The organism is Novipirellula herctigrandis (genome assembly GCA_007859835.1).
In the GTDB taxonomy this organism is placed as follows: domain Bacteria; phylum Planctomycetota; class Planctomycetia; order Pirellulales; family Pirellulaceae; genus Novipirellula_A; species Novipirellula_A herctigrandis.
Window position 1 is genome coordinate 6,067,672 of the sequence record SJPJ01000001.1, and the last position, 20,871, is coordinate 6,088,542.

Consider the following 20,871-nt stretch of genomic DNA (forward strand, 5'->3'; position numbering starts at 1 on the left):
AATCATTCCTTTCAATAGGCGAGGATTATGGACGTATCACAGCAGCGATCTCATCGGGAGATGCTACTTTGCCAAGAAATTTGACTTCACCGTCGACTACCAATGCGGGGGTTGTCATCACGCCGAACTTGACAATCTCGTTGATGTCTTCGACCTTTTTAACTTCCGCATCCATGCCAGTCTGCTTTAGCGCAGTCTCGACATTTTCTCTCAAGGTAGCACACTTTTTGCAGCCGGTTCCAAGCACATGAATCGTTGTCATGATTTCGTCCTTTCAAAATTAGAGATATTTGCGGTTCCCTGATACGCATCAGAGACCGAAGTAGGAATGCCCGCCGTAAATGATGGCGGCGTAAGGTTGGTTGGATTCGCAGGATATAACGTGCCGTATAGCATTCCAGCAATGGTTGCCATGACAACAACGAGTGCTACAAAGACGGCCGTTTTTAAGTTGCCGATAACGCTACGGATTACCAAAATGCTTGGCAATGAGAGAGCCGGTCCGGCAAGCAGCAAGGCGAGTGCTGGACCGGACGACATGCCGTTTCGCATCAATGCCTCCAAAATTGGTACTTCCGTTAGCGTGGCAAAGTAAAAGACGCACCCAACGACCGAAGCGATCAAATTCGACTGGAAGCTATTGTCACCGACCAAAGCGGCTATTTGTTTCTCGGGGACCAATGCGCCAAGGAAGCCGACTACGAACACGCCGCCAAATAGCAGGGGCACGAGCATTTTTGAGAACTCCCACGTGTTGCCCATCCACTGGCCAAAGTCTTCGCGATCGAGCCATGCCAAACTCATTAACGCGACAAGAATTCCCATCATTCCGGCGAGGTACCATCGATAGTGATGGATCTGAGTGACCCAAGTTTCAATGTCTTCGATCTTGGCGACTTCCGATTTAGGCAGTCGGATGACTTCGGATGTTTCATGCCCTAAGACGGCGTCTTTTAGTCGTAAGTCGTAACCCGATTCTGTCTCGTATTGCAATGTCGCGGCAAACGCGGTGCCGTCGTTTAGCTGAACCGTTTTGTCACCCGGATTGAACCAGTCGCTAAAGATCAAAAATGCCAACATCGCCGCCAGCATTGCTGCGGATTGCCATAGTGGACGTTTGGAGGCAGGGGGATCTGGCATCGCCAAGGTTGCTTGATTGCGGTCTTCTTCACTTTGCCGAAAAAAGACTCCCATCAACAAACCTACGATGACTCCGAACACGATCGCTCCGATGACTCGAGCGACGCCGAGTTCAAACCCAAGAACGCGAGCGGTGAGAAAGATCGCAAGCACGTTAATCGCCGGGCCTGCATACAAAAAGCAAGCGGCCGGACCAAGTCCTGCACCAATGCGATAGATTCCGGCAAACATCGGCAGCACGCTACAGGAACAAACGGCCAATACGGTTCCGGACACCGAGGCGACCGAATACGCTTCAACCTTATTCGCTTTGGGGCCGAGGTGTTTGAGTACCGATTCCTTGGTAAGAAACGTGGTGATCGCCCCAGCAATGAACAACGCTGGAACGACGCACGCCAATGTGTGATTACGAGCATACCATTGCAAAAGCATAAACGCTTCAATGATAGCGCCCGTCACTTTGGCACCTGTCGGAGCTGCGGAATCAGAAAACTCAGGCGTGGCCAGCGGCACAAAATAGGCGAATAGAAAGACGCTCAAAAAGATTGCAAAGAGTTTCCATTCTCGGTTCATTGGTCAACTTTCAGATTCTCAAGTCGGTGCTTGTTTGCACAAATGTGCAAGTGTTGGGCGAAAAAAAGTGGGCCTTTTCAGTCAGAAAGGACTTTCAATTGGCTTTTCAGATGACCATGCAAGACGGATTCGATGCAATCAAAAAGCCCCGAGAGACATTTGACCTTCAGTCGATAGAAGACCATTTGTCCCTGCTTTTCACTCTGGACAATACCGGCATTCTTGAGCTGAGTCAGGTGCCGAGAAACCGTTGACATATCGGTGCCGATCGCCTCGGTAAGATCACAAACACATACCTCGTCATGTTCGGCAAGCACATCAATGAGCTTCAACCTTGCTGGATGAGCAAGCGCTTTGAGAACATTGGCTCGACTTTCGTATTTCGCTTTTTCGTCTCGGTCCATACCTGTTTCATCGGCTGTTGGGTATTTGCGTGATTAACCAATTGTGCAGGAAAGGGGGAAGCCTGTCAAGGGATTAACTCGAAGACACTTTTCAACGCTCTGCCAGTCCAGCACCGAAAATCCAGTCCAGTACCGAAAATCCAGTCCAGTACCGAAAATCGACTTCTCTCACCCGTTTATTCTTACGACATGATGCGATTGCGTTTCAAATTTTGGGCAATCGCGAGAGTTTCCAATCAGGCTTGCTTCCCCTGACCTTCAAAGGAAGCGAACTTAGCGGAGGAAGCTCGTATCGCGAGCAGGAAGCGTGACTCAGTTTATGCCTGACGAGTCGCCGCCGATTTGGACCTTGATCGAACCTAACATTCGAGTCAATTCCCGTTCTTTGTTGCCTACAAACAAAATGTTATCGAGCACAATGGCACGCTTTTCAGTACTGGGGTGGAGAATCAGCCTTCCCGCGCCAAGCAACATGAATTCGAACACATCATTGATTTCTTTGTCGACTCGGAGGTTGGGAGCCGGATATCGCTTAAGATCGCTCAAAAATCCATGGTGATGAAGCAATTCGTTGTTGCGGAGTTCCCAGTAATTGAACCTCACACTGATAAACACAGCAACGTACATCAGTATCATCGCAGCGGTGATGCACACAAAGAATGTGGCATTTGCTGCCGGTCGCACTACAAAAAATAGAGACTCGAATGTTGGCAAGGCACCAGGCTTGGCGAGTGCAAATATCCACAATCCCATGATGAACGTTGCGATGACAAAGACGAGAGTCAATGATGTCGCACGAGGAAAGTCAAAGATGATCACAAACATGTTGGCCATCACGACGGCCAAGAAGATGCTCGTCATGACAACCGGCAGATTTTGTGTGGCCGGATCAATCGTGGTGTACCCGCCCATTGACAATACAATCGCAGCCACCGCCGCAACGATCAAAGTGGGATACATGAAGATAAACTTCGGATAAGGCACCAGCAGGATCGAGTTCGATCTTGACGCCTTTTTGGGAACATCCGCCGTCGTGGCGACCTCCTCATTAGTATCTTCAGGTTCTGTGTTTTTCGCTGTCTCGTCAGTATTCATTGTCACTCTCGATTGTTTCCCAAAAAAATAGGTTTAACATCGCCTCTGTACCGGTAGGCACCGATCGACGGTCCAAGGGGCGCTGGATTCGCGAAATTTTTGATCAGCGGATTCGCGGAATTTTCGATCAGCCGACATCTTACCATTGTTCAAACCGCGTGAGTTGCCTGTTGCAAAGGCGGGCACAAGATCGATGCAATTGCTGACACCAGTTGCCTGGTCAACACGCACCCCAGAACCGAAACCTAAGCCAAACCGCCAAATGTTCTATCCAAAACATCTGAAACGCCATCCGGCAAACCAACAAGAGCTCAGCCTTCAGGTGCGGGGATTGGCTTTTCTGGTGAGAGCGGACTCGGCTTCGTCTTTCCGTCCAGCAGGCAACTGACGTTCACATCGCCAAGGACATTGATTGTTGTTCGACAACGGTCTAGGAACCAATCGACCGTCAGCAACAGTCCAATGTATTCAATCGGCAATCCGACCGCAGAGAACACGAGCGTCATCGTCACCAGTCCCGCTTCGGGGATTCCCGCTGCACCGACTGACGCAATGATGGAGGTCACAACGATAATTACTTGCTGAGCGACGGAGAGGTCTTGGCCAATCAATTGAGCGACAAAGAGCGCCGCCATGGCCTCGTACAGCGCCGTACCGTCATTGTTGAAATTCGCCCCGACGAGTGCACCCATGCTGGCCGACTCTTCCTGCACGCCGACTTTTTTCGTGAGACAGGCATACGTGACCGGCATTGTGGCTGTTGAACTATCCGTGGAAAATGCCATTACCAACGCGTCTCGCATGCCATGCAACACGTCCATTGGTCTTACCCACGAGAACAATCGGATACGCAACAGATACCACATGGTCTGCAAGAATAGTGCCAGCAGCACTGCTAAGATAAAGGCCCCCATCGCTTTAAACGGGGCGAATCCCTCAGTGCCAACCACTTTTGCGACAATGGCGAACACGCCGATCGGTACGAGTTGAATGATCCAGTGCAGCACAATTAGAAGGACTTCGTAGGCAACCTCGACAAAGTTCCGCACATCCTTTATCGGTTTGTCCTTGACGCTACGAAGGGCAATGCCGAAGGCAACCGCGATGAAAATCACGCCAATGATGTTTTGTTTGTCCCCCAGTGGCCCAAGGATACTCTTGGGGACATTTTGAACTAGCAGGTCAACCGGTGAGGCCCTTTCAGACTCTTCCACCGTTCTCGCCTCGGGACTTTTGAATTCCGACCAGGTTCCCGGTTTCATCAAATTGGCAACGGAGAGTCCAATGACAATCGCCACTGTCGTGTTGAGTAGTAGGAGGCGCGCCAGTCGTCCCGCCATCTTGCCTGAAATCTCCGTCGTCATCAGAACGTGCGTGACGGCAATCAGAATTAGCGGTGGCGCCAACGCGCCTAGCAACTGAAGAATTACCTTGCTCGGTATTTCGAAGATGAGTGCATGATCGCCAAGCAAAAGACCCGTCATGAGTCCGAGTAGCATGGCCAGTACAATGCGAACGTAGAGCGGCACAGCGTTCCAGCGGCTAAGCCATCCTTTTGATTCAGACTTGGGCGACGACATGGACCGTTCTCCCTTGACAAGTGAATGCGTGTTAGCGCCCTAAGAGAAAAGACGCTGTCATGGTCAAACTTGAAAAATGAGTTGCGCGCATCGTGATCGCGGAACTATCCGACCCAAGGTAGCATGTTTTGATGGGCATCGCCCATGAATCTACAAATCCACTCATCCGATGTTTGCTGACAAAGAGCTGTCAGCATCAACGGTTCGATATCGTCTGCCAGGTAGAGACTAACTCTTAAGTGGTTCTAACGGAGCCAAGTCGTTCATCGGTTAACTTGGTTCGTGGCCATCGATCCATGGGCCGGCGAGATTCATGTACTCGGGATCCCGAAGGGTGCTACCGAAGTCGTCTGCTTTCCAACCAGGAATGTGTTGTGGCTGGGACCGATTCGCTGAAAGCTGCTCCCACTTCTTGGCCCAGCCTGGGTCTTTGTTCGAAATTTCGCGGGACTCAGGATCGATGAAGTAGACCTCGCCGTTTCGATAACTCTGAGCGCCCAGGATCACGACGGCGATCGCTGCGGCACCTAAATCGGGCGGATTGTTACACATCATCGGATTGCCTGCTTCAATCGCGTCGAGCCAATTGGCGAAGTGTGCCTTCGTCGTATCCTCGACTGGATTGGTCGAAATGCGTTCGTCCTTGTAGTCGCGTTGATGGGTGACTTGAGGGCGTTCGGGAACGAAGTCAAAGCCATCGAATCCTTCGCCGTTGCCGAACACAAACGTGCCATAGTGTCCGCGGATCAACTGGTTGATTCGCGATTCTTGGTTACACATGGTTGCGGTGACCAAGCCTTGAGCTCCTTCGTTAAAGTCGGCTACCACGGTCGCCACATCAGGAACCTGGCGGCCGTCATACTCCAAGAAAATGCCGCCTGCACCGACGACGCGGCCCGGCAGTCGTAGGCCGGTTGCGCGTAGCATCGATGTTGTGCGATGGACGAATAGGTCGGTAAACATGCCGCTGCCGAACGGCCAAAAGCGACGCCATTGTGCATACACTTCACGATCAAACGGCAACTCCGGTGCAAGGTCTTCTTCGATTCCCAGCCATCGATTCCAATCGATTGACTTCGGCGTCATCGATTTTTCCAGCTTGTAGTAACGCCATTGGCCAAGGTCACTGTTGCGAAAGAACTCCGTTTGGTATCCAAGCACCTTACCGAGTTTGCCTTGCTGCAATAAATCGCGTACCTCATTCCAAACAGGTAGGCTTGTCGATTGAACACCGACCTGCATTACTTTGCCGGTCTCCTTCCAAATCTTCTCCACGTTGAAAGCTTCTTCGACCGTCTTGGTCATCGGTTTTTCACAGTAAACATTCAATCCGGCGTGCAACGAATCGATGGTCTGTTTGTGATGCCAATGATCAGGTGTCCCAATGCAAACGGCATCCAAATTTGCTTTCTCGATCATCTCGTTGTAATCGACAAAGCACTTCGGGGCGGTTCCCGTTTGCTCTTCGATGTAGTCGCGAGTCTTGTCCCGTTGGTTCTTATAGACTTCCGCGACACCGACCAAGTCAATTTTGCGTCCATCGGCTCGGAGTTTACATAGAGTTCTCACGTGCGCGCCAAAACCGCGTCCACCGGGGCCGATGAAACCGATCCGCAGTCGTTCGTTGGATCCCGAAGCGGCTTGAGCTTGTTTAGCAGAGAGACACACGAACGATGCAGCAGCTGTGGCAGTCGTGGTGGTCTTTAAAAAATTACGGCGAGTTTCATTGGTCATCGAAGCGGGAACTCCCAAAAAGGGGTGGCGGGAAAATACGAGGTCTCAAAGAGTATAACAAGCGACGACTTGTTTTGCCTTCCAATGAAAAATAGGGCGTTTAGCGGCACACACCCGTAGGTGCTCACAAAATGCTCCAACGGGTTTTCCGGGCTAACGCATAACCTCGATGAACCAGCGCACCATATGCGTCATGCCAAGGGATCTATGCGTCATGCCAAGGGATCTATGCGTCATGCCAAGGGATCTATGCGTCATGCCAAGGGATCGTCGTCAGGCAATGCCATTTGTCGCCCATATCGCTTTGCATTTTTAGGAAAATGGATTGGTCACGATCCGCACACATGGTCAAAAAGGAACCACTTCGCAGGCAGGGAATCGGTTGCTAGCAAATGCCAAGCGAAGAAAAATTCTATTAATTACCGGAGGCTTTTGCCTTCATCGAATTTTGCAGTTGCCAACGGTACGTCCATTGCGGTCTAATTAGCGTTGCGAAAAGTCACCTTAAGAGCAGGGAGTGTTGAAATGTTGATCCTTAGTCGCAAGGAGAATGAGTCGATCCATATCGGTGATGATATCGTGGTCGTTGTCACGCGAATCGGTCGAAATCGCGTCCAAATCGGAATCGATGCGCCTCGTGAAATGCGGATTCGGCGATCGGAGTTAGCGGATGCTCCAAGCGAAACGAGTCCATCGCAATCGACTTCAAAGGGAAGTTCGGTGCCGCCGGTGCACAATGCGGTCTCCATTCAAAACGAATTGGCTGGATTATCGTTTCCTCTGGCTGAGCGGTAGTGCTTGTGACGCGGTTGGGCTGATGTAGACTGAGTGATTCACACCTTCATTGGCATGGGATTTTGCTCTCTTGTCAGTGGAAACCATCCCACCTCGGTCTTTCTCTACTGCCATGAGCACTCGATTTTCTGCCACCAATTCCTTGTGGCATTCCCTTTCCACGCTTCCTTTGCGATTCGGATTGCCTCTGTTAGCCCTCGGGCTTGTGTTGTGCCCTGTTGTTGTTTCAGCACAGAAACCCCTTCTGAAGATCGACAAATCATTCGATCTAACGTTGGTCAGTGCGAGTCGAGTGGAGCTACAGGTTGTTTCTTCTGGGGATGATCACGTCATAAAAATGACGACGATGGCCGACAAGGATTGGCCGGGGATTACGTATCGACCGGATGAGCAATCACGTGACATGTCTCGATTCAGCTCGATTGCGGTCGATGTTCGCAACATTGGTGATCACGAGCTAACGTTTGCCATGCGTATCGATAGTCTTGATAGTGACGTGAAAGAGGTTGAAAACAATAGGGACTCGAAGACCGAGCAAGTCGATCTCGCACCGGGTGAAAAGCAAACCCTTCGTGTGACCCTCTCCCGCAAGATGCCGGATCGTTTAAAGGGGCGTTTGATCGGAATGCGTTCCAATCCGGTCGGTTTAAACGAAGAAGGAGGGTTGGCCGTTGATTGGATCGACCAGATCATTCTGTTTGCCTTCAAAAAGCCATACGCTCAAACGGTGGAAATATCAAACTTGCGTCTCGACGGTGAGGCGAGCGAGAAAATATGGTTTGATGACGCAGTCGATCCTTTTCCAATGATCGATACATTTGGGCAATACATGCATGACGATTGGCCGGGTAAGACTCATTTGCAACAGGAACTGGTTCAGAAAAAGGAGCAGGAACAAAAAGACATTTCTGCGGATCCGGCGCCAACACAGTGGGATACGTTCGGTGGGTATGCGGCGGGTCCCCAGTTCGAACGGAGTGAACATTTTCGGACGAGGAAGTATCAAGGCCGTTGGTGGTTAGTCGACCCCGAGGGGTATCTGTTTTGGTCGCATGGAATCGACTGTGTGAATTCGAACAATGCAACCACGCCGATCACCGACCGCGAGTTCTACTTTGCGGATTTACCAGCGAAAGATTCGCCACTTGCTGTTTTTTATGGCGGCGGTGATTGGGCTCCGCACGGGTATTACGAAGGTCGTGGCCATTACAAGACATTCAACTTCACCGGTGCAAATTTGTATCGAAAGTACGGCGGTGATTGGAAAGCGATTTTTAACCGTCGTTGTCACGAGCGGCTAAGAAGTTGGGGGCTTAACACAATCGCGAACTGGTCAGATAAATCGATCTACCGAATGAATCGCACGCCCTATGTTGTCACCAGCGGAACGGGAGGACGGCGAATCGAAGGAAGTACCGGCTATTGGGGGAAATTCCCAGACCCATTTGATCCCGGTTTTGCCGAGGCAACGGCTAAACACATGGAATACCGCCGAGAAGAAGCAAATTCGACTTGGTGCGTAGGGATATTTGTTGACAACGAATTAGCTTGGGGTGACGAGCTATCGTTGGCCATCGCGGCACTGCAATCACCCGCGGATCAACCTGCGAAGATTGCGTTCGTGAAAGATTTGAAAGCGAAGTACTCAGAAGTCAGTTTGCTCAATGAAAAATGGGGTACCGAGTATGGCTCATGGGATGCGCTGCTAACGCAGCAAGAATCACCTGATGCGGAAAAAGCAGAGGACGATTTGCGAGCGTTTTACTCGCACGTCGCCGATGAATACTTTCGAGTGTGTCGTGACGCGGTGAAAACGGTTGCACCCGAGACTCTTTACCTAGGTTGTCGTTTTGCGTGGGTGAACGATCGTGCTGTTCGCTCAGCGGCGAAGTTCTGTGACGTGATCGGGTTCAATTGTTACAAGTATTCGGTCGCCGATTACAAATTGCCCGATGGGGTCGACATGCCCGCAATCATTGGTGAATACCATTTCGGGGCACTCGATCGTGGGATGTTCCATACTGGACTCAAACCGGTCGAAAACCAGCAAGTTCGCGCCGAGGCCTATCGGAGTTACCTAACCGGAGCATTGAAGAACCCAATGTGGGTCGGTGCCCATTGGTTCCAATACGGTGACCAAGCGACGACTGGACGTGGCGACGGAGAGAACTACCAAATTGGCTTCGTGGATATCACTGATACGCCCTACCTCGAAACGATCGAAGCATCTCGCGAAATCGGAAAGTCGATGTATTTGTTGAGGTTGCAGAAGTAGTTTGCCGCGATCTCAACCTGACCGAAGAGCCGTTCTTGTGGCTCCTCGGTGGATAGCGAACGTTCCCATACCCGATTCGGTTCAACGGCGGTTGCCCGTCAAAATGAACACGTAGTAGGCGAGCGTAAGGATCGACTGCAGCGTCGCGGCGACGTAGGTCAACGCGGCTGCGTTCAAGACGGATGCGACGTAGTGCTCTTCATTGCCTGAGATGATTCCTTGGCCAACAAGCTCTTCCCGTGCTCGAGAACTTGCGTTGAATTCCACTGGCAAGTTAATGACTTGGAAGAATACCACTGCTGAGAACAGAATCACACCGAGCCATGCTAACGCAGGCATGTGAAGCATCATTCCGCCGAATAGCATCCACATCCCTGCACCGGAGCCAAAGTTGGCGGCTGGAACGGCAATGTTGCGAACCACCAACGGCGCGTATTGATGAGCGTCTTGGAACGCATGGCCCGCTTCATGGCAGGCAACACCAACCGCTGCCATGCTGCGGCCGTTATAGACATCACTACTGAGTCGGAGCACTTTCGCACGGGGGTCGTAGTGGTCACTCAGCATGCCGTTGATTTGTTCAATCCCGACCGATTCAAGCCCTCCATTGTCGAGCATGGTGCGTGCAGCCTGGAATCCTGACATGCGGGACGGCACTTTGCTCATTTTGGTGAACGCCGATTTGACCCTCCACTGGGCGTAAAGACCCAGCAAGAATGGTGGGATCACGAACAGGAAATATAGCATCATGGTTGGGAAACCCTTCAAACGGTTGCGTTTTAGTCGTGTTTCTACGAAATCAGCCTTCAATGGCCCGTCAAAATGACAGTCCAAAACAGGCAACACTAGAGGGTACGCAACTATGGGGCCGTTCGTTTTCGAAGCAGGCGGGAAACAGGTGCGTCCTTGTTTGCCAGCTAAGATCAGGTGGGGATCGATTTGTGAGCAATGAAAGTGGCATTCGCCATCTCGCGTGCCAAGTATGCCCACTTTTCAGGCAATTTCGGAATGCTTGAATTACCTCTATGCTTGCATTCCAATGCAAACGCGTTTGTCGAATTGTTCTCAATACGGGAACTCTGCGGCAAGTTAAAACAGAGCAACAAGATCGGGCATCTAAATCCATGAACGTAACGACTGCTTCACGCCAAATTCTTTTACTTGCAGCTGTCTTTGGCGCCCTCGGCGTCTTGGTGGGGGCGTTTGGTGCTCACGTTCTTGGTGGTTTTTTGGAAGATCAAGGCCTGACTGCTGAAACGATAGCCAAACGTGAAGACCAATTCGATGTTGGTGTTCGCTACCATTTAGTCCATGCCGTCACTCTGCTCGCTCTGGCCGCAATTCCGTTTGGCCCAGAAGCGTTAAAGAGAAAGATTGCATGGATGTTTGTAGTGGGTCTGATGCTGTTTTGCGGAAGCTTGTACTTGCTCGTCTTAACGAATCAAACCAAATTGGGCATGGTAACGCCGATTGGCGGAGTGATCTGGATCGTCGCCTGGGCGTCGTTGGCTCGCTTGGTCATCGTTTCAAACCAGGACTCTGCGTGACGTTAGCAGCACGAGCCAGAGTCGTCACTGCTATTTGCGCGTTTGATGATCCCGTTAGGCCCAAGTTCCAACATGACCCTGTTCTAGTTCGGCTGGCTTTTGTCACCACGATCGCTCCATCGCCAATGGCTAGCCGCAGCGTTATCATTGAATAACGAAAGCCGTCATTCATAGCCTGCATTTCATTTCGACTACGGACCAGTGACCACGAAGTGGCTAAACCACAACCGAAGTGCCCCCGAAGCGGGGCACATGATTCCTTCACAAGGACGATAACGAACCCTATGTCACTTAGCATCATGCGACGATTCTCATTTTGTGCTGGCCATCGCTTAGTTGGTCACGAGGGAAAATGCCAGAATCTACACGGACACAATTACGTGGTCGAAATTTACGTCACCGGGCAAGAGCAAGACGCAGTAGGTCGCATCCTCGATTTCAAGCTGCTCAAAGAACGCTGCAAGGGATGGTTAGATGAGAATTGGGATCATACCTTTATTCTCTGGGACAAAGACGAGAACGGTTTGCGTGCGATTCGCCAGAGCGATCCCCATCGGATTTATGAATTGTCCACCAACCCAACGGCCGAGAATATGGCAATCCACTTGCTCAACGAAGTCTGCCCGAAGATCCTTGACGGCACTGGAGCCTCGGCGTTCAAAGTTCGATTATGGGAAAGCGAAGAGACATGCGCCGAAGTTGAGTTGTCGTAGACAACCGTGATCGTTGATCGATCGACACTTTGGATACCTCTCGGTTCGATGCGAGTCGAGTGCACGAAAGTCTAATGTGCTTCGGATTTATGAAGTTTGTATTCAACGGCGTCGACTAGGGCTCGCCAACTTGCTTCGATGATGTTTTCGCTGACGCCGATCGTGCCCCACGATTCTTGTTCGTCGCAACTTTCGATGTTCACTCGCGTCGACGCGGCGGTGCCCGCACCCGAATCAACAACACGAACTTTGTAGTCGATCAATCGCATTTTGGCGAGTTCCGGGTAGTCGTCCGCGAGTGCTTTGCGAAGAGCTGCGTCGAGGGCGTTGACCGGGCCGTGCCCTTCCGCGGCATCGAACCAGAGTTTTTCACCGACCTTCAATTTGATGACTGCTTCAGCAAAAACCGCATGCGTGTCACTATCACGATCCCCTGCGACGACGCGATACTTGATTGCTTCGAAATGCGGTGTGAAAGTTCCGGCGATTCGTTTAACTAGTAGATCGAACGAAGCACCTGCGTTTTCAAATTGGTAGCCTTGGTTTTCTAATCGTACGACCTCGGCCAATATCTTGTCCATTAATTCACGGTCGTCGTTGATGTTGTGCCTTGTGGCCAATGCAACAATGTTACTGCGGCCCGATAATTCACTGACCAAAATTCGTCGTTCGTTCCCGACCATTACCGGATCAATATGCTCGTACGTTTTCGAGGCCTTGTTGATCGCGTGAACGTGCATTCCTCCTTTGTGAGCGAAAGCACTTTGACCGACAAAGGGTTGGCTGTTACGCCACTGCAAATTGGCAGTTTCGTAGACGAATCGGCTGAGCTGTGTTAGCGGCTGGAGTGACTTTCCGCCGAGTACGACGTAGCCTTTCTTTTTGAGTCCAAGGTTAGCCATGACGGAAACCAGATCGACGTTGCCGCAGCGTTCACCGATCCCGTTGATGGTTCCTTGTACCTGTGTCGCTCCGGCGTCGACGGCGGCGAGCGAATTGGCAACCGCTAATTCACAATCGTTGTGGCAATGGATGCCAAACATGACATCGAAATCGGCGAGTTCTTTTCTTGCGATCGCAGTCACTTCGGCCACTCGCTCGGGCAAGGTTCCTCCGTTCGTATCGCAGAGTGACAACCAAGCCGCGCCGGCGGATGCAGCGGTCCGAAGCGTTTGGATGGCGTAGTCGGGATTGGAGTTGAAGCCGTCAAAGAAGTGTTCCGCATCGTAGATTACTTCCGCGTTACGGGCCAGAAACTCGGCACTCTCGCCAATCAGTGCCAAGTTCTCATCAAGCGTCACCCCTAACACTTCGGTTGCATGGTAGTCCCATGTTTTGCCCACCAGAGTGATACAGGGTGTTTCGGCCGCCACGAGTGCTTTCATGCCCGGATCGTCTTCCGCCTTCATGTTCTTTCGACGCGTCATCCCGAAAGAGCACACTTTGGTCTTACCTAGATCTCGTTTTTTGATCTCTTGGAAGAACGCGACATCTTTTTCGTTCGATAGGGGGTAGCCTCCTTCGACAAAGTCGATGCCGACTTCAGCCAACCGTTCTGCGATGTTCAATTTGTCTTGCAACGAAAAGCTAACCCCTTCGCCTTGGGAGCCATCGCGAAGGGTGGTGTCGTAGATCAAGATGGGTTTAGCGTTCATGCGATATTACAAAGTGTGAAGGTTTCAGCCGCTGAGTATACGAAAAAACCCCCGAAGCTTTTGTTGGCCTCGGGGGTTGATGGTCAATGATTGGCATCTCGATTCGATCCAAATCCGCGTTCTCCGCTGCGGCAGGCTCGGGAATCGTCCCCGCGTTAAGGCCGGCTAGTAATGCCGACAACGCTAATAATCACGGAATCTGTGATGGGTAAAGGTGCCACAGGTTTTATCTGTTTCAAAGGAATCGGATGGGTAACCACAGAATAAGCATGAATCCTAGATTGTCAATTACTGGGAAAGCAACCGATTAAAGGCCAATCCGGGTGAACTCGATTTGTGTTGGGCCGCCCGGCTTGGATTGGACGGTGAATGAACCACCAACGATTTCAGCCCGCCCTTTCATCGACCGTAACCCAAAGCGATCCGGCGCGACTCCCTTGGGATCGAACCCTTGGCCGTTGTCTCGAATCACCAAATCAAAAGAACCGTTGTCCAAAGTCGCCTGCACCACTACTTCGGTCGCATTGCCGTGACGGATCGCATTGCGTATTGCTTCGACCGTAATTCGATAAGCCGATGCGGAAACCGGTCGGGGAATCGAAGCAGCAGACTCGGTCACTTGGAAATCAATGGTGACATTACGCAGGGTCATTTCATCGAACAGCTGTTCGATCGTCATCTGGGCAGCACTGGGCCAAGGTGTTTGCTCAAGCTCCGGAGGGTAGGCCGAATGCAGGATCGTTCGGCCCTTTTGCATTGCTTCGTCGATCCAAGCAGCTGCCTTTACCAGGCGCTCGTTGTTCGGATGCCCCGTATCCACCATGGTTTGCAATGCCGCGGAGGCTGCGAAGAGATGCGGCAGAAGAGCATCATGGATTTCATGTCCAATCGATGCCCGTTCCATTTCAAGCAAGCGCGTTAATTCGTCTTGATCCATTAATCTTGGTTTCCATCAAGCGAGTGCCAACCAAGATTAATTAACCGAACCAACCTTTCTTGTCGAAGCTGGCCAGTGCTTTTTCTTCCGAGCCTTGGATGTCGAACAACTTGTTCAACTTCGTGATCTTGAACACTTCCATCACATTGGGTGAGACTTCGCAGAATTTCAATGTCACCCCTTGGGCCTTACATCCTTTATTGAGCATGACCAACTTTGTGATCATTGCCGATGACATGAACGATACTCCGCGGAAGACCAGCAGCAATTTCTTGTTAACTGCTTGCGGAACGATTTCCTGCAGTTCACGTCCTACTTGCTCAATTCGTTGGGAATCAAGGATTTTGCTGTCCGTAAACCCGACTACCAAAATATCGTTGTTTGTTTGAGTCGTGACGGCCGACATGCGTTGCTTTCAGAGGTTTCAAAGAGAAGAACGGGAGATCAATCGAAGGCTTGCGCCAATCGGAGTACACCCAATAGGTTATCAGCACGACAAGCCGATGGCAATTCGTTGATTGGTTTCAAATGAAAACTCAGCGAAGCATCCCTTTTGAGGGCTAGGTTTGAATTGGCCGATTGAGTCGCTAAAGCCACGATTTTGCAACAGGCTGGGGGGGCGTCTGGACGCGTGTTCGGTGGAAGTCTTTCCGAGACGCTTCGCCGACTTCGCTGTCTCACGCCTCAGCGAAGCACTCGGTGGTGTCGGTTCGTTTGCCTTTGGTGTTCGCCAGCGGGTGAATCGGGAACCTTTGTTCCGTTGTTACTGTAGTTCGAACGACCTGTGGATCGAGTTCTTATCGCTTCTCCGGGATCGTGGTGAGAATTTCATTTCCGGTCAGTTAGCCATTGTTCCCAAGATACGTTGACGCGTCTGACTGTTCATTTGTGCGTCATTGCCGCAGGAAATCAGGATTGAAAGGGCTAGCAATCAATTCCTGCAATATTTGCGCGTGGGCAGTGATTTCCTTAGACAGTGTCTGAAATGCAGTGGCCTTTTGTATCGCAGTCCTGCGGCAAGGTACCGGTTTTGGGGGGCCAGTTTGCAGCACTATCGGCATACCAGATCGTAGCAGTCGAACCAAAGGTCTCGTAGGTTGACCGTTTCGCTGGCCATCCGTCGTTGGACTTCGTTCATCACTAAGCGTTTCTGGTCCGAAGGAATACCGTCAATCAATTGCTCGGTCAGTTCCTGGACTAATTCTGCTGAGAGTGTAGTCCGGTGCAGCGTCTTGAATCCGAGGATGGGGTGATGGCTGGTTGCCAAAACCTGTTGGCCACGTCGCTTGGCTCGTATTCCTATGACCAGGATTGCGGGGAAGCTGAGTTGTTCCAATCCATCGATGATCAAAAGTCCCCCCGATTTGATGCGGCTTTGCTCGCGAGTGACTTGATCTCGGGTTTGGTTGTGATGGCACCAGCGGTTTGTTTTCGGCTCGCGTGCGCAGAGTAGGACTTCGCCTATCGTATCGAATCGATTTGAAAGGAGGGGGGCAAGCGAACGAATGAGGGTCGATTTGCCTGTGCCATGGTTCCCAACAATCGCCGAGAAACGGTTTTCGGGGATTCGGTCAACTAATTCTTGGAGCGGACCGGTCGAAACGGGGCGACTCGAAAAACGATATGAAATCGCTCCAGGACGCACAAAACGTGTACAGAACGGATTCGAAGCCTGTCGTTCCACTTAGATGTTCGTATCCGCCGACTTGGCCGAATCAACGGACTGAGAGTCGGGGGCCACTGCGGAATTCGCTCGACGATTGCTTCGCGCGTGATGAACAAACCCTTTGCGGATCGTCAACCTGCGACGCTTTACATTGGGGCCAGCACCGTCAAGGTTTGTTCTTGTTGCCGACGCATTTGCATCGGATCTATCGGCGGATGGTCTGGTCGTTGGCTCGGGCGTAACGACTCGGCGGCTTGAGACGAGATAAAAGGGCTGTTCGGTGACAATTTCGCGTCCCCCTTCGACAAACAAACGGAGTCGAATGCACCACTGAAGATGGATCAAATGCCCGTGGTAGCTCAACGGCGTACAAGGTAATTTGCAAGAGATCGATTGGGAGTCGGCAATTCCAAGCTGACGAAGTTGGTTCTCATCAAGCCGGTGAAAATGATGGACGTGTAAGTCCTCATCCCCTTTGCCTTCGGTGTGCCACAGTACCGAAACTTCCAAACCTTGAAGTTGGTCCAGCGGTACTCGGCTGATTCGCCATTGAGTCGTAAGCGATTCACCCGCCTCGTAAGTCCCGTCTTCACGACATAGGCATACGTTCACCGCGGGCTGCGTTTCGGCGGCACCTCGGGTGGGTGAACGATGACGGGAAAACTTCGGCAGAACGATGGCCAAGGGCGTGACTCTCCGGAAACGATGATCTTCCAACGAATCGCATTATGAGAACCGACGAAAGAATGCATGACGTTCTCGGGAAGATCGATACCTAATTGTTGTTCCCAAGGGGCTTGTGGGTCAACCTCAACATCGCGAGTATTCGAGATAACCTGAGTAAATGCATCATGCTTTTCGACCCGAACATCCGTTCCTTGACGGTAAAACGTCTGTTCTTCACAGCACAAAATAATTTTTAGTCTTCTCAGCCGCAACCGTCCCATTTGGCAAACATACAAGCGATAGGTCTCGCCCGGGACCAGTGGATGGTTGCTGATTTCAACGATTGTGGAACCTACGCCAGCGATTCGGCGCAGCCCGAGGATGAACGAACGGAACGACCAATAGGCAATCCCGCCAAGTGGCCCCAACAGGCACATCAAGATGTAACGTGGCCGGCCGTAGTAAAATCCTGACACCACCACAGCCAGTAAGACGAACCAAACCGTGCTCCATAGCAACGCCAACATCGCTGGTCCCGCGATACCGACTTCGTCCGGGTTCTTCATTGCCAACCGGTACGTTAGCCGTTCGCCGGGGCTGTCGGTTAGCAGTCGCCCCTGAGGAACGCTGGGCAATTTCGATTCGCCGTCGGCCCCCGGGCCAATGATTTCAATCGAACTCGCCCGAGCCGCTTTGGCGGATCGGCGTTCGTGGCTGGTTGAAAGGTCGCTGAGTCGATAGAGCAACCCAGTGGCACCGCTGGCAATCAATGCGATCGATAAGATCCCAAAAATCCAAAAACTGAGTGAACTGGATAGCGTTTCGGACGACATCTCGGGGGCTCGTTCGGGGACGAACCAAGCGATCAATACGATCGACAGCCCAAACACACCGAGGAAAAACAGCGAAGCATAGAAAATCGCTTCGCCTGCAATTCCGCCGAGCGTGTTTCCGATGCGACGTTTGCCCCGCTTTTTGGTCCACGGCTTTGGGAACCACGGTTTTGAAAATCGGGGCATGGATGAAAGACGACTTGCTTACCTAAAGACTAAACAGAAGCCGGCTTTTGGCCAGGACGGTAAAAACCAAGAGCTTCGAGGGCGGCGTAAACTTCCTCGAGTGTCTTTTCACCAAAGTTGCTGATCCCAAGTAACTTGCGAGGCGTCGCATGAAGCAGGTCACGAACAGTCAAGATGCCCGTTTCCTCTAAACAATTCGTTGTTCGAACGGACAGCCCCATTTCGGCAATGCTCAAGTCCAACCGTTCGTGACGTAGACGGGCCTCTTCTTCCGCTCGGCTAATAGGAATACGCGTCATTGTGTCCAACTCCCTGAATTCAATGATTTGGTTCGGTTTCCGAACGTGTCAGATTACTATCCCAACATACCTGTTCGGAGAAGACGAGATATTAGGAGATTCCGCCGCAATTGGCAAACGTCCCAACCCGAAAAACGAAAAGGTTTTCGCAGGGCGTTATGAAAGCAAATTATTTGAGACGAGACAGGGCTGGCTGTAGCATGCCGAAAAAGCTCACCGAATCACTCGCATTGTGACGGCCTCGTTGCTGCTGCGGCGGCAAACGCATGGGCCGTCACACCCAAGGCGCATCGCATGCTCTATCTCACACTGCGTTGACACTCGGGTCACGCGTCTCCGATTGGGTCGTCGCTTAAGTCCCCTTCGGTGATCATCTGGAAGCCTTTCTCTTGCAGCGTCTTCATGGCGAACTCAATGTTTTCGACCATGATTGCGACGGCGGGCTTGCCGTGAGGGCGAACGAACAAGGGGTAGGCTTGGACGATGTTCAATTCGGCCTGCAATAATGCGGTACAGACTCGCAACAACGGTTGGGGGCCTTCGGGCAATTCGATTCCAACCAGGTCGGTTTCGATGATCGCTAATCCACTTCGCTCTAGAATTTCACGTCCCCGATCGGCATCGCTCACTAGGAAACGAACAAATGCGCATTCGGCGGCGTCATTGATCGACAAGGCACAGATTCGAATCCCTGTGCCTTCGAATCGTTTGACGACTTCAAGCAGTTGGCCGACACGGTTTTCGAGAAAGACCGTGAATTGACGAAGTGCGGGGTAATTCCGCCCGCGAGCGGTTTCAAATGCGGTTCCTGAACCCGAACCTTCGCTAATGTCCATGCTGTGCTCGTCTTGAAGCGTAAATGCTGGTAAAAATCTGCTTTCAGTGTAGGCTTCGGCCACGCTGTTGGTCAATCTTCGCTATTTTTTCGTAGGATCTGGCAATCTTGATAAAGGTAGAAGCGATAAAAATGGGCCATGAATCGCCAATTTTTCAAAACGGAGCGACTCATTCGATCGATTTCCGAGTCGAATATCACGAAACGGATGGCCAGGGACACGTCCATCACTCTAAATACGCAAGCTTTTTTGAGCGTGGTCGGGTGGAGATGCTCCGTTCGGCGGGCCTGAGCTATAAACGCCTCGAAGAGGCTGGCTTCATGCTGGTGGTAACCGAGATCAACGTCAAGTACTACGCTCCGGCCAGTTTCGATGACCTTCTGACCCAGACGACCGAATTGACGGGCTTTCGAAAAGTTCGGTTGTATCACCATTACCGGATTGAACGGGACGGCCAATTGATCGCCGAAGGGACCACCACGATCGCATGTGTCGACCGAAATGGACAACCACGCCGGTTGCCAAGCCATTGGTAGCGACGATGCCTTGATGCTCAACACGCACAGTCATCACAATCGGGATATTTTACCGAGAAGGTGTGTTTTCTTTGTTGAGCAAATCCCGGTTTTTTTGCTTTGTTTGATTTATCGGGTAGGGTTCACTGCAGAGTCTCGCCGCGGGGGAAATGTGTGTGATGGCTCTGCTCTAATCACTTGACTGCCTGTCCTAGCTAACGCCTGTCCTAGCTAACTACCCCGCATTCGATGGAAGACGCGTACCGATGACTGTCGCCACTGCAAATTACAAAGCTGGTCAATCTGGATCTGAAAAGACCTTTGCCGAACACGCAATCGAAAATCGATCGGACGCTGTCGACAATTCGATGCCACAGAGCTTTTTTCGATGCCCTGTTCCGGAGTCAATTCGCAATGCAAAAATTCGCATTGGTCGCCGCAAGGTTGCAGTGGAAGTCCAAGAGACGTCCATTGATGGTTTCACGGTTTGTATCAGCTCGAAGAAAGCTCCCAGCATTAAGATCGGGGAAACATGGCAACTCGACTATGACGGTACTCGTACCGAAGTGTACCCACAGTGGTTTTTTAGTTCCCCGGATGGGCACGTCCAATTAGGTCTTCGCCGATTGCGGGATTTGACCAAACCTTCGCCAATCAAGTCGTCCTGGTTTGGTAGGTCACGACACCGGCATATTCACGACAATAACAGCGCTGTGATAATGTTTGGCGGATTGCTGTTAGCATTTGTTGCGGTGCTCGCCTCGCCCGGTATTGGCGACAAACTTGGAACCTCACAAAGAATCCAAGCTGGATTCAAGTGGATCATTCAAGGTGTGAATCAGATGTTCTAACCGGGGAGCCCTGGTTGTTCATTTTGAGCGCTGAGATCGGTTTCCTCGTCATCCGAATCGTAACGAAGAACCGAATGAACTTTGTAGGGATTCAATCGTGGTTCACCGCCCAGGGGAGCCAAGTGAATCAAAAACGAACATCCGACGATCGCCGCATCGCATTGTTCTAACAATCGGCAACACGCTTCCATCGTGCCACCGGTGGCCAGTAAGTCATCCACAAGCAAAACGCGTTGTCCTGGTTTGATGCCGTCAACATGGATTTGCAGTTCGTCGGATCCATATTCGAGCTCGTAGGCGAACGAGTGTAGATCAAACGGCAATTTGCCTGGTTTGCGAATCGGAACAAAACCGGCTCCAAGCCGAACCGCTAATGGCCCTGCAAAAATAAAACCTCTCGCCTCCGCAGAAGCGATCACATCTACACCCGAATTCAAGAAGGGCTCAGCCATCGCCTCGATCGATGCAGCAAACGCTTTTGAATCGGCCAGCAAAGGCGTGATGTCGCGAAACAGGATGCCTGGTTTGGGATAATCAGGAATGTCGCGGACGTAGTTGCGGAGGTCCATGT

The 20,871-nt window shown here is 51.5% G+C and carries 22 protein-coding genes; 6 read left to right on the top strand and 16 right to left on the bottom strand.

Annotation, left to right across the window (positions count from 1 at the left end; all coding sequences use genetic code 11):
* Window positions 1-25: 25 nt before the first annotated feature.
* The 6 genes from CA13_RS22190 to CA13_RS22215 all read right to left on the bottom strand — a co-directional run bounded on the left by CA13_RS22190 (window position 26) and on the right by CA13_RS22215 (window position 6,526).
* Complete coding sequence (locus tag CA13_RS22190) at window positions 26-262, bottom strand: thioredoxin family protein (RefSeq protein WP_146400370.1); 237 nt, start codon at window positions 260-262, stop codon at window positions 26-28.
* The gene (locus tag CA13_RS22195; protein WP_146400371.1) at window positions 259-1,713 is read right to left on the bottom strand and encodes a permease; all 1,455 of its coding nucleotides are present in this window, start codon (window positions 1,711-1,713) and stop codon (window positions 259-261) included. The genes CA13_RS22190 and CA13_RS22195 overlap by 4 nt, the downstream gene beginning before the upstream one ends.
* Before the next feature lie 77 nt (window positions 1,714-1,790).
* A complete protein-coding gene (locus CA13_RS22200) occupies window positions 1,791-2,117 on the bottom strand; it encodes an ArsR/SmtB family transcription factor (protein ID WP_146400373.1) in 327 nt (108 codons plus the stop codon).
* A 312-nt stretch (window positions 2,118-2,429) separates the two neighbouring features.
* Window positions 2,430-3,212, bottom strand: coding sequence for a hypothetical protein (locus tag CA13_RS22205; protein WP_419194689.1), 783 nt, complete (start codon window positions 3,210-3,212; stop codon window positions 2,430-2,432).
* A 311-nt stretch (window positions 3,213-3,523) separates the two neighbouring features.
* Complete coding sequence (locus CA13_RS22210) at window positions 3,524-4,792, bottom strand: dicarboxylate/amino acid:cation symporter (protein WP_146400375.1); 1,269 nt, start codon at window positions 4,790-4,792, stop codon at window positions 3,524-3,526.
* 270 nt (window positions 4,793-5,062) lie between these two features.
* Complete coding sequence (locus CA13_RS22215; RefSeq protein ID WP_146400377.1) at window positions 5,063-6,526, bottom strand: Gfo/Idh/MocA family protein; 1,464 nt, start codon at window positions 6,524-6,526, stop codon at window positions 5,063-5,065.
* Window positions 6,527-7,051: 525 nt separating this feature from the next.
* On the opposite strand from CA13_RS22215, the gene CA13_RS22220 reads away from it, so the two are divergent.
* Together CA13_RS22220 and CA13_RS22225 are read left to right on the top strand one after the other, a co-directional pair.
* The gene (locus CA13_RS22220) at window positions 7,052-7,321 is read left to right on the top strand and encodes a carbon storage regulator (protein ID WP_146400379.1); all 270 of its coding nucleotides are present in this window, start codon (window positions 7,052-7,054) and stop codon (window positions 7,319-7,321) included.
* Window positions 7,322-7,667: 346 nt separating this feature from the next.
* A complete protein-coding gene (locus tag CA13_RS22225) occupies window positions 7,668-9,596 on the top strand; it encodes a beta-agarase (protein WP_419194690.1) in 1,929 nt (642 codons plus the stop codon).
* An 81-nt stretch (window positions 9,597-9,677) separates the two neighbouring features.
* On the opposite strand, the gene CA13_RS22230 is transcribed toward CA13_RS22225, so the two are convergent.
* Window positions 9,678-10,346, bottom strand: a complete 669-nt coding sequence (locus CA13_RS22230) for a zinc metallopeptidase (protein ID WP_146400383.1) — start codon at window positions 10,344-10,346, stop codon at window positions 9,678-9,680.
* Between the two features lie 374 nt (window positions 10,347-10,720).
* Between CA13_RS22230 and CA13_RS22235 the strand changes: the two genes are divergently transcribed.
* Window positions 10,721-11,143, top strand: a complete 423-nt coding sequence (locus CA13_RS22235; protein WP_146400385.1) for a DUF423 domain-containing protein — start codon at window positions 10,721-10,723, stop codon at window positions 11,141-11,143.
* Between the two features lie 299 nt (window positions 11,144-11,442).
* On the top strand, window positions 11,443-11,856 hold the full coding sequence (locus CA13_RS22240) for a 6-pyruvoyl trahydropterin synthase family protein (protein ID WP_419194691.1): 414 nt from the start codon (window positions 11,443-11,445) through the stop codon (window positions 11,854-11,856).
* Between the two features lie 71 nt (window positions 11,857-11,927).
* Here the strand turns inward: CA13_RS22240 and cimA are convergent, their stop codons facing one another.
* From cimA to CA13_RS22280, 8 genes are all read right to left on the bottom strand, one after another.
* Complete coding sequence (gene cimA, locus CA13_RS22245; protein WP_146400389.1) at window positions 11,928-13,511, bottom strand: citramalate synthase; 1,584 nt, start codon at window positions 13,509-13,511, stop codon at window positions 11,928-11,930.
* Between the two features lie 307 nt (window positions 13,512-13,818).
* The gene (locus tag CA13_RS22250; protein WP_146400391.1) at window positions 13,819-14,448 is read right to left on the bottom strand and encodes a sensor histidine kinase; all 630 of its coding nucleotides are present in this window, start codon (window positions 14,446-14,448) and stop codon (window positions 13,819-13,821) included.
* A 40-nt stretch (window positions 14,449-14,488) separates the two neighbouring features.
* On the bottom strand, window positions 14,489-14,854 hold the full coding sequence (locus CA13_RS22255) for an STAS domain-containing protein (protein WP_146400393.1): 366 nt from the start codon (window positions 14,852-14,854) through the stop codon (window positions 14,489-14,491).
* 645 nt (window positions 14,855-15,499) lie between these two features.
* The gene (locus CA13_RS22260; protein ID WP_146400395.1) at window positions 15,500-16,132 is read right to left on the bottom strand and encodes a hypothetical protein; all 633 of its coding nucleotides are present in this window, start codon (window positions 16,130-16,132) and stop codon (window positions 15,500-15,502) included.
* Window positions 16,133-16,726, bottom strand: a complete 594-nt coding sequence (locus CA13_RS22265; protein ID WP_146400397.1) for a hypothetical protein — start codon at window positions 16,724-16,726, stop codon at window positions 16,133-16,135.
* Entirely contained in the window at window positions 16,723-17,799 is a 1,077-nt protein-coding gene (locus CA13_RS22270; RefSeq protein ID WP_146400399.1) for a hypothetical protein, read from the bottom strand. Before CA13_RS22270 ends, CA13_RS22265 begins: the two co-directional genes overlap by 4 nt.
* A 29-nt stretch (window positions 17,800-17,828) precedes the next feature.
* Window positions 17,829-18,098, bottom strand: a complete 270-nt coding sequence (locus CA13_RS22275) for a DNA-directed RNA polymerase subunit alpha C-terminal domain-containing protein (protein ID WP_146400401.1) — start codon at window positions 18,096-18,098, stop codon at window positions 17,829-17,831.
* Window positions 18,099-18,424: 326 nt separating this feature from the next.
* Entirely contained in the window at window positions 18,425-18,928 is a 504-nt protein-coding gene (locus CA13_RS22280) for an acetolactate synthase (protein ID WP_146403829.1), read from the bottom strand.
* Window positions 18,929-19,041: 113 nt separating this feature from the next.
* Between CA13_RS22280 and CA13_RS22285 the strand changes: the two genes are divergently transcribed.
* Window positions 19,042-19,470 (top strand): acyl-CoA thioesterase, encoded by a 429-nt coding sequence (locus tag CA13_RS22285; protein ID WP_419194692.1) that lies wholly within the window; start codon window positions 19,042-19,044, stop codon window positions 19,468-19,470.
* A 245-nt stretch (window positions 19,471-19,715) separates the two neighbouring features.
* Window positions 19,716-20,300 carry a hypothetical protein gene (locus CA13_RS22290; RefSeq protein ID WP_419194693.1) on the top strand — a complete coding sequence of 195 codons (585 nt, stop codon included), beginning with the start codon at window positions 19,716-19,718 and terminating at the stop codon, window positions 20,298-20,300.
* Here CA13_RS22290 and CA13_RS22295 read toward each other — a convergent pair.
* Entirely contained in the window at window positions 20,297-20,869 is a 573-nt protein-coding gene (locus tag CA13_RS22295; protein ID WP_146400405.1) for an adenine phosphoribosyltransferase, read from the bottom strand. The genes CA13_RS22290 and CA13_RS22295 overlap by 4 nt on opposite strands.
* Window positions 20,870-20,871 lie beyond the last annotated feature (2 nt).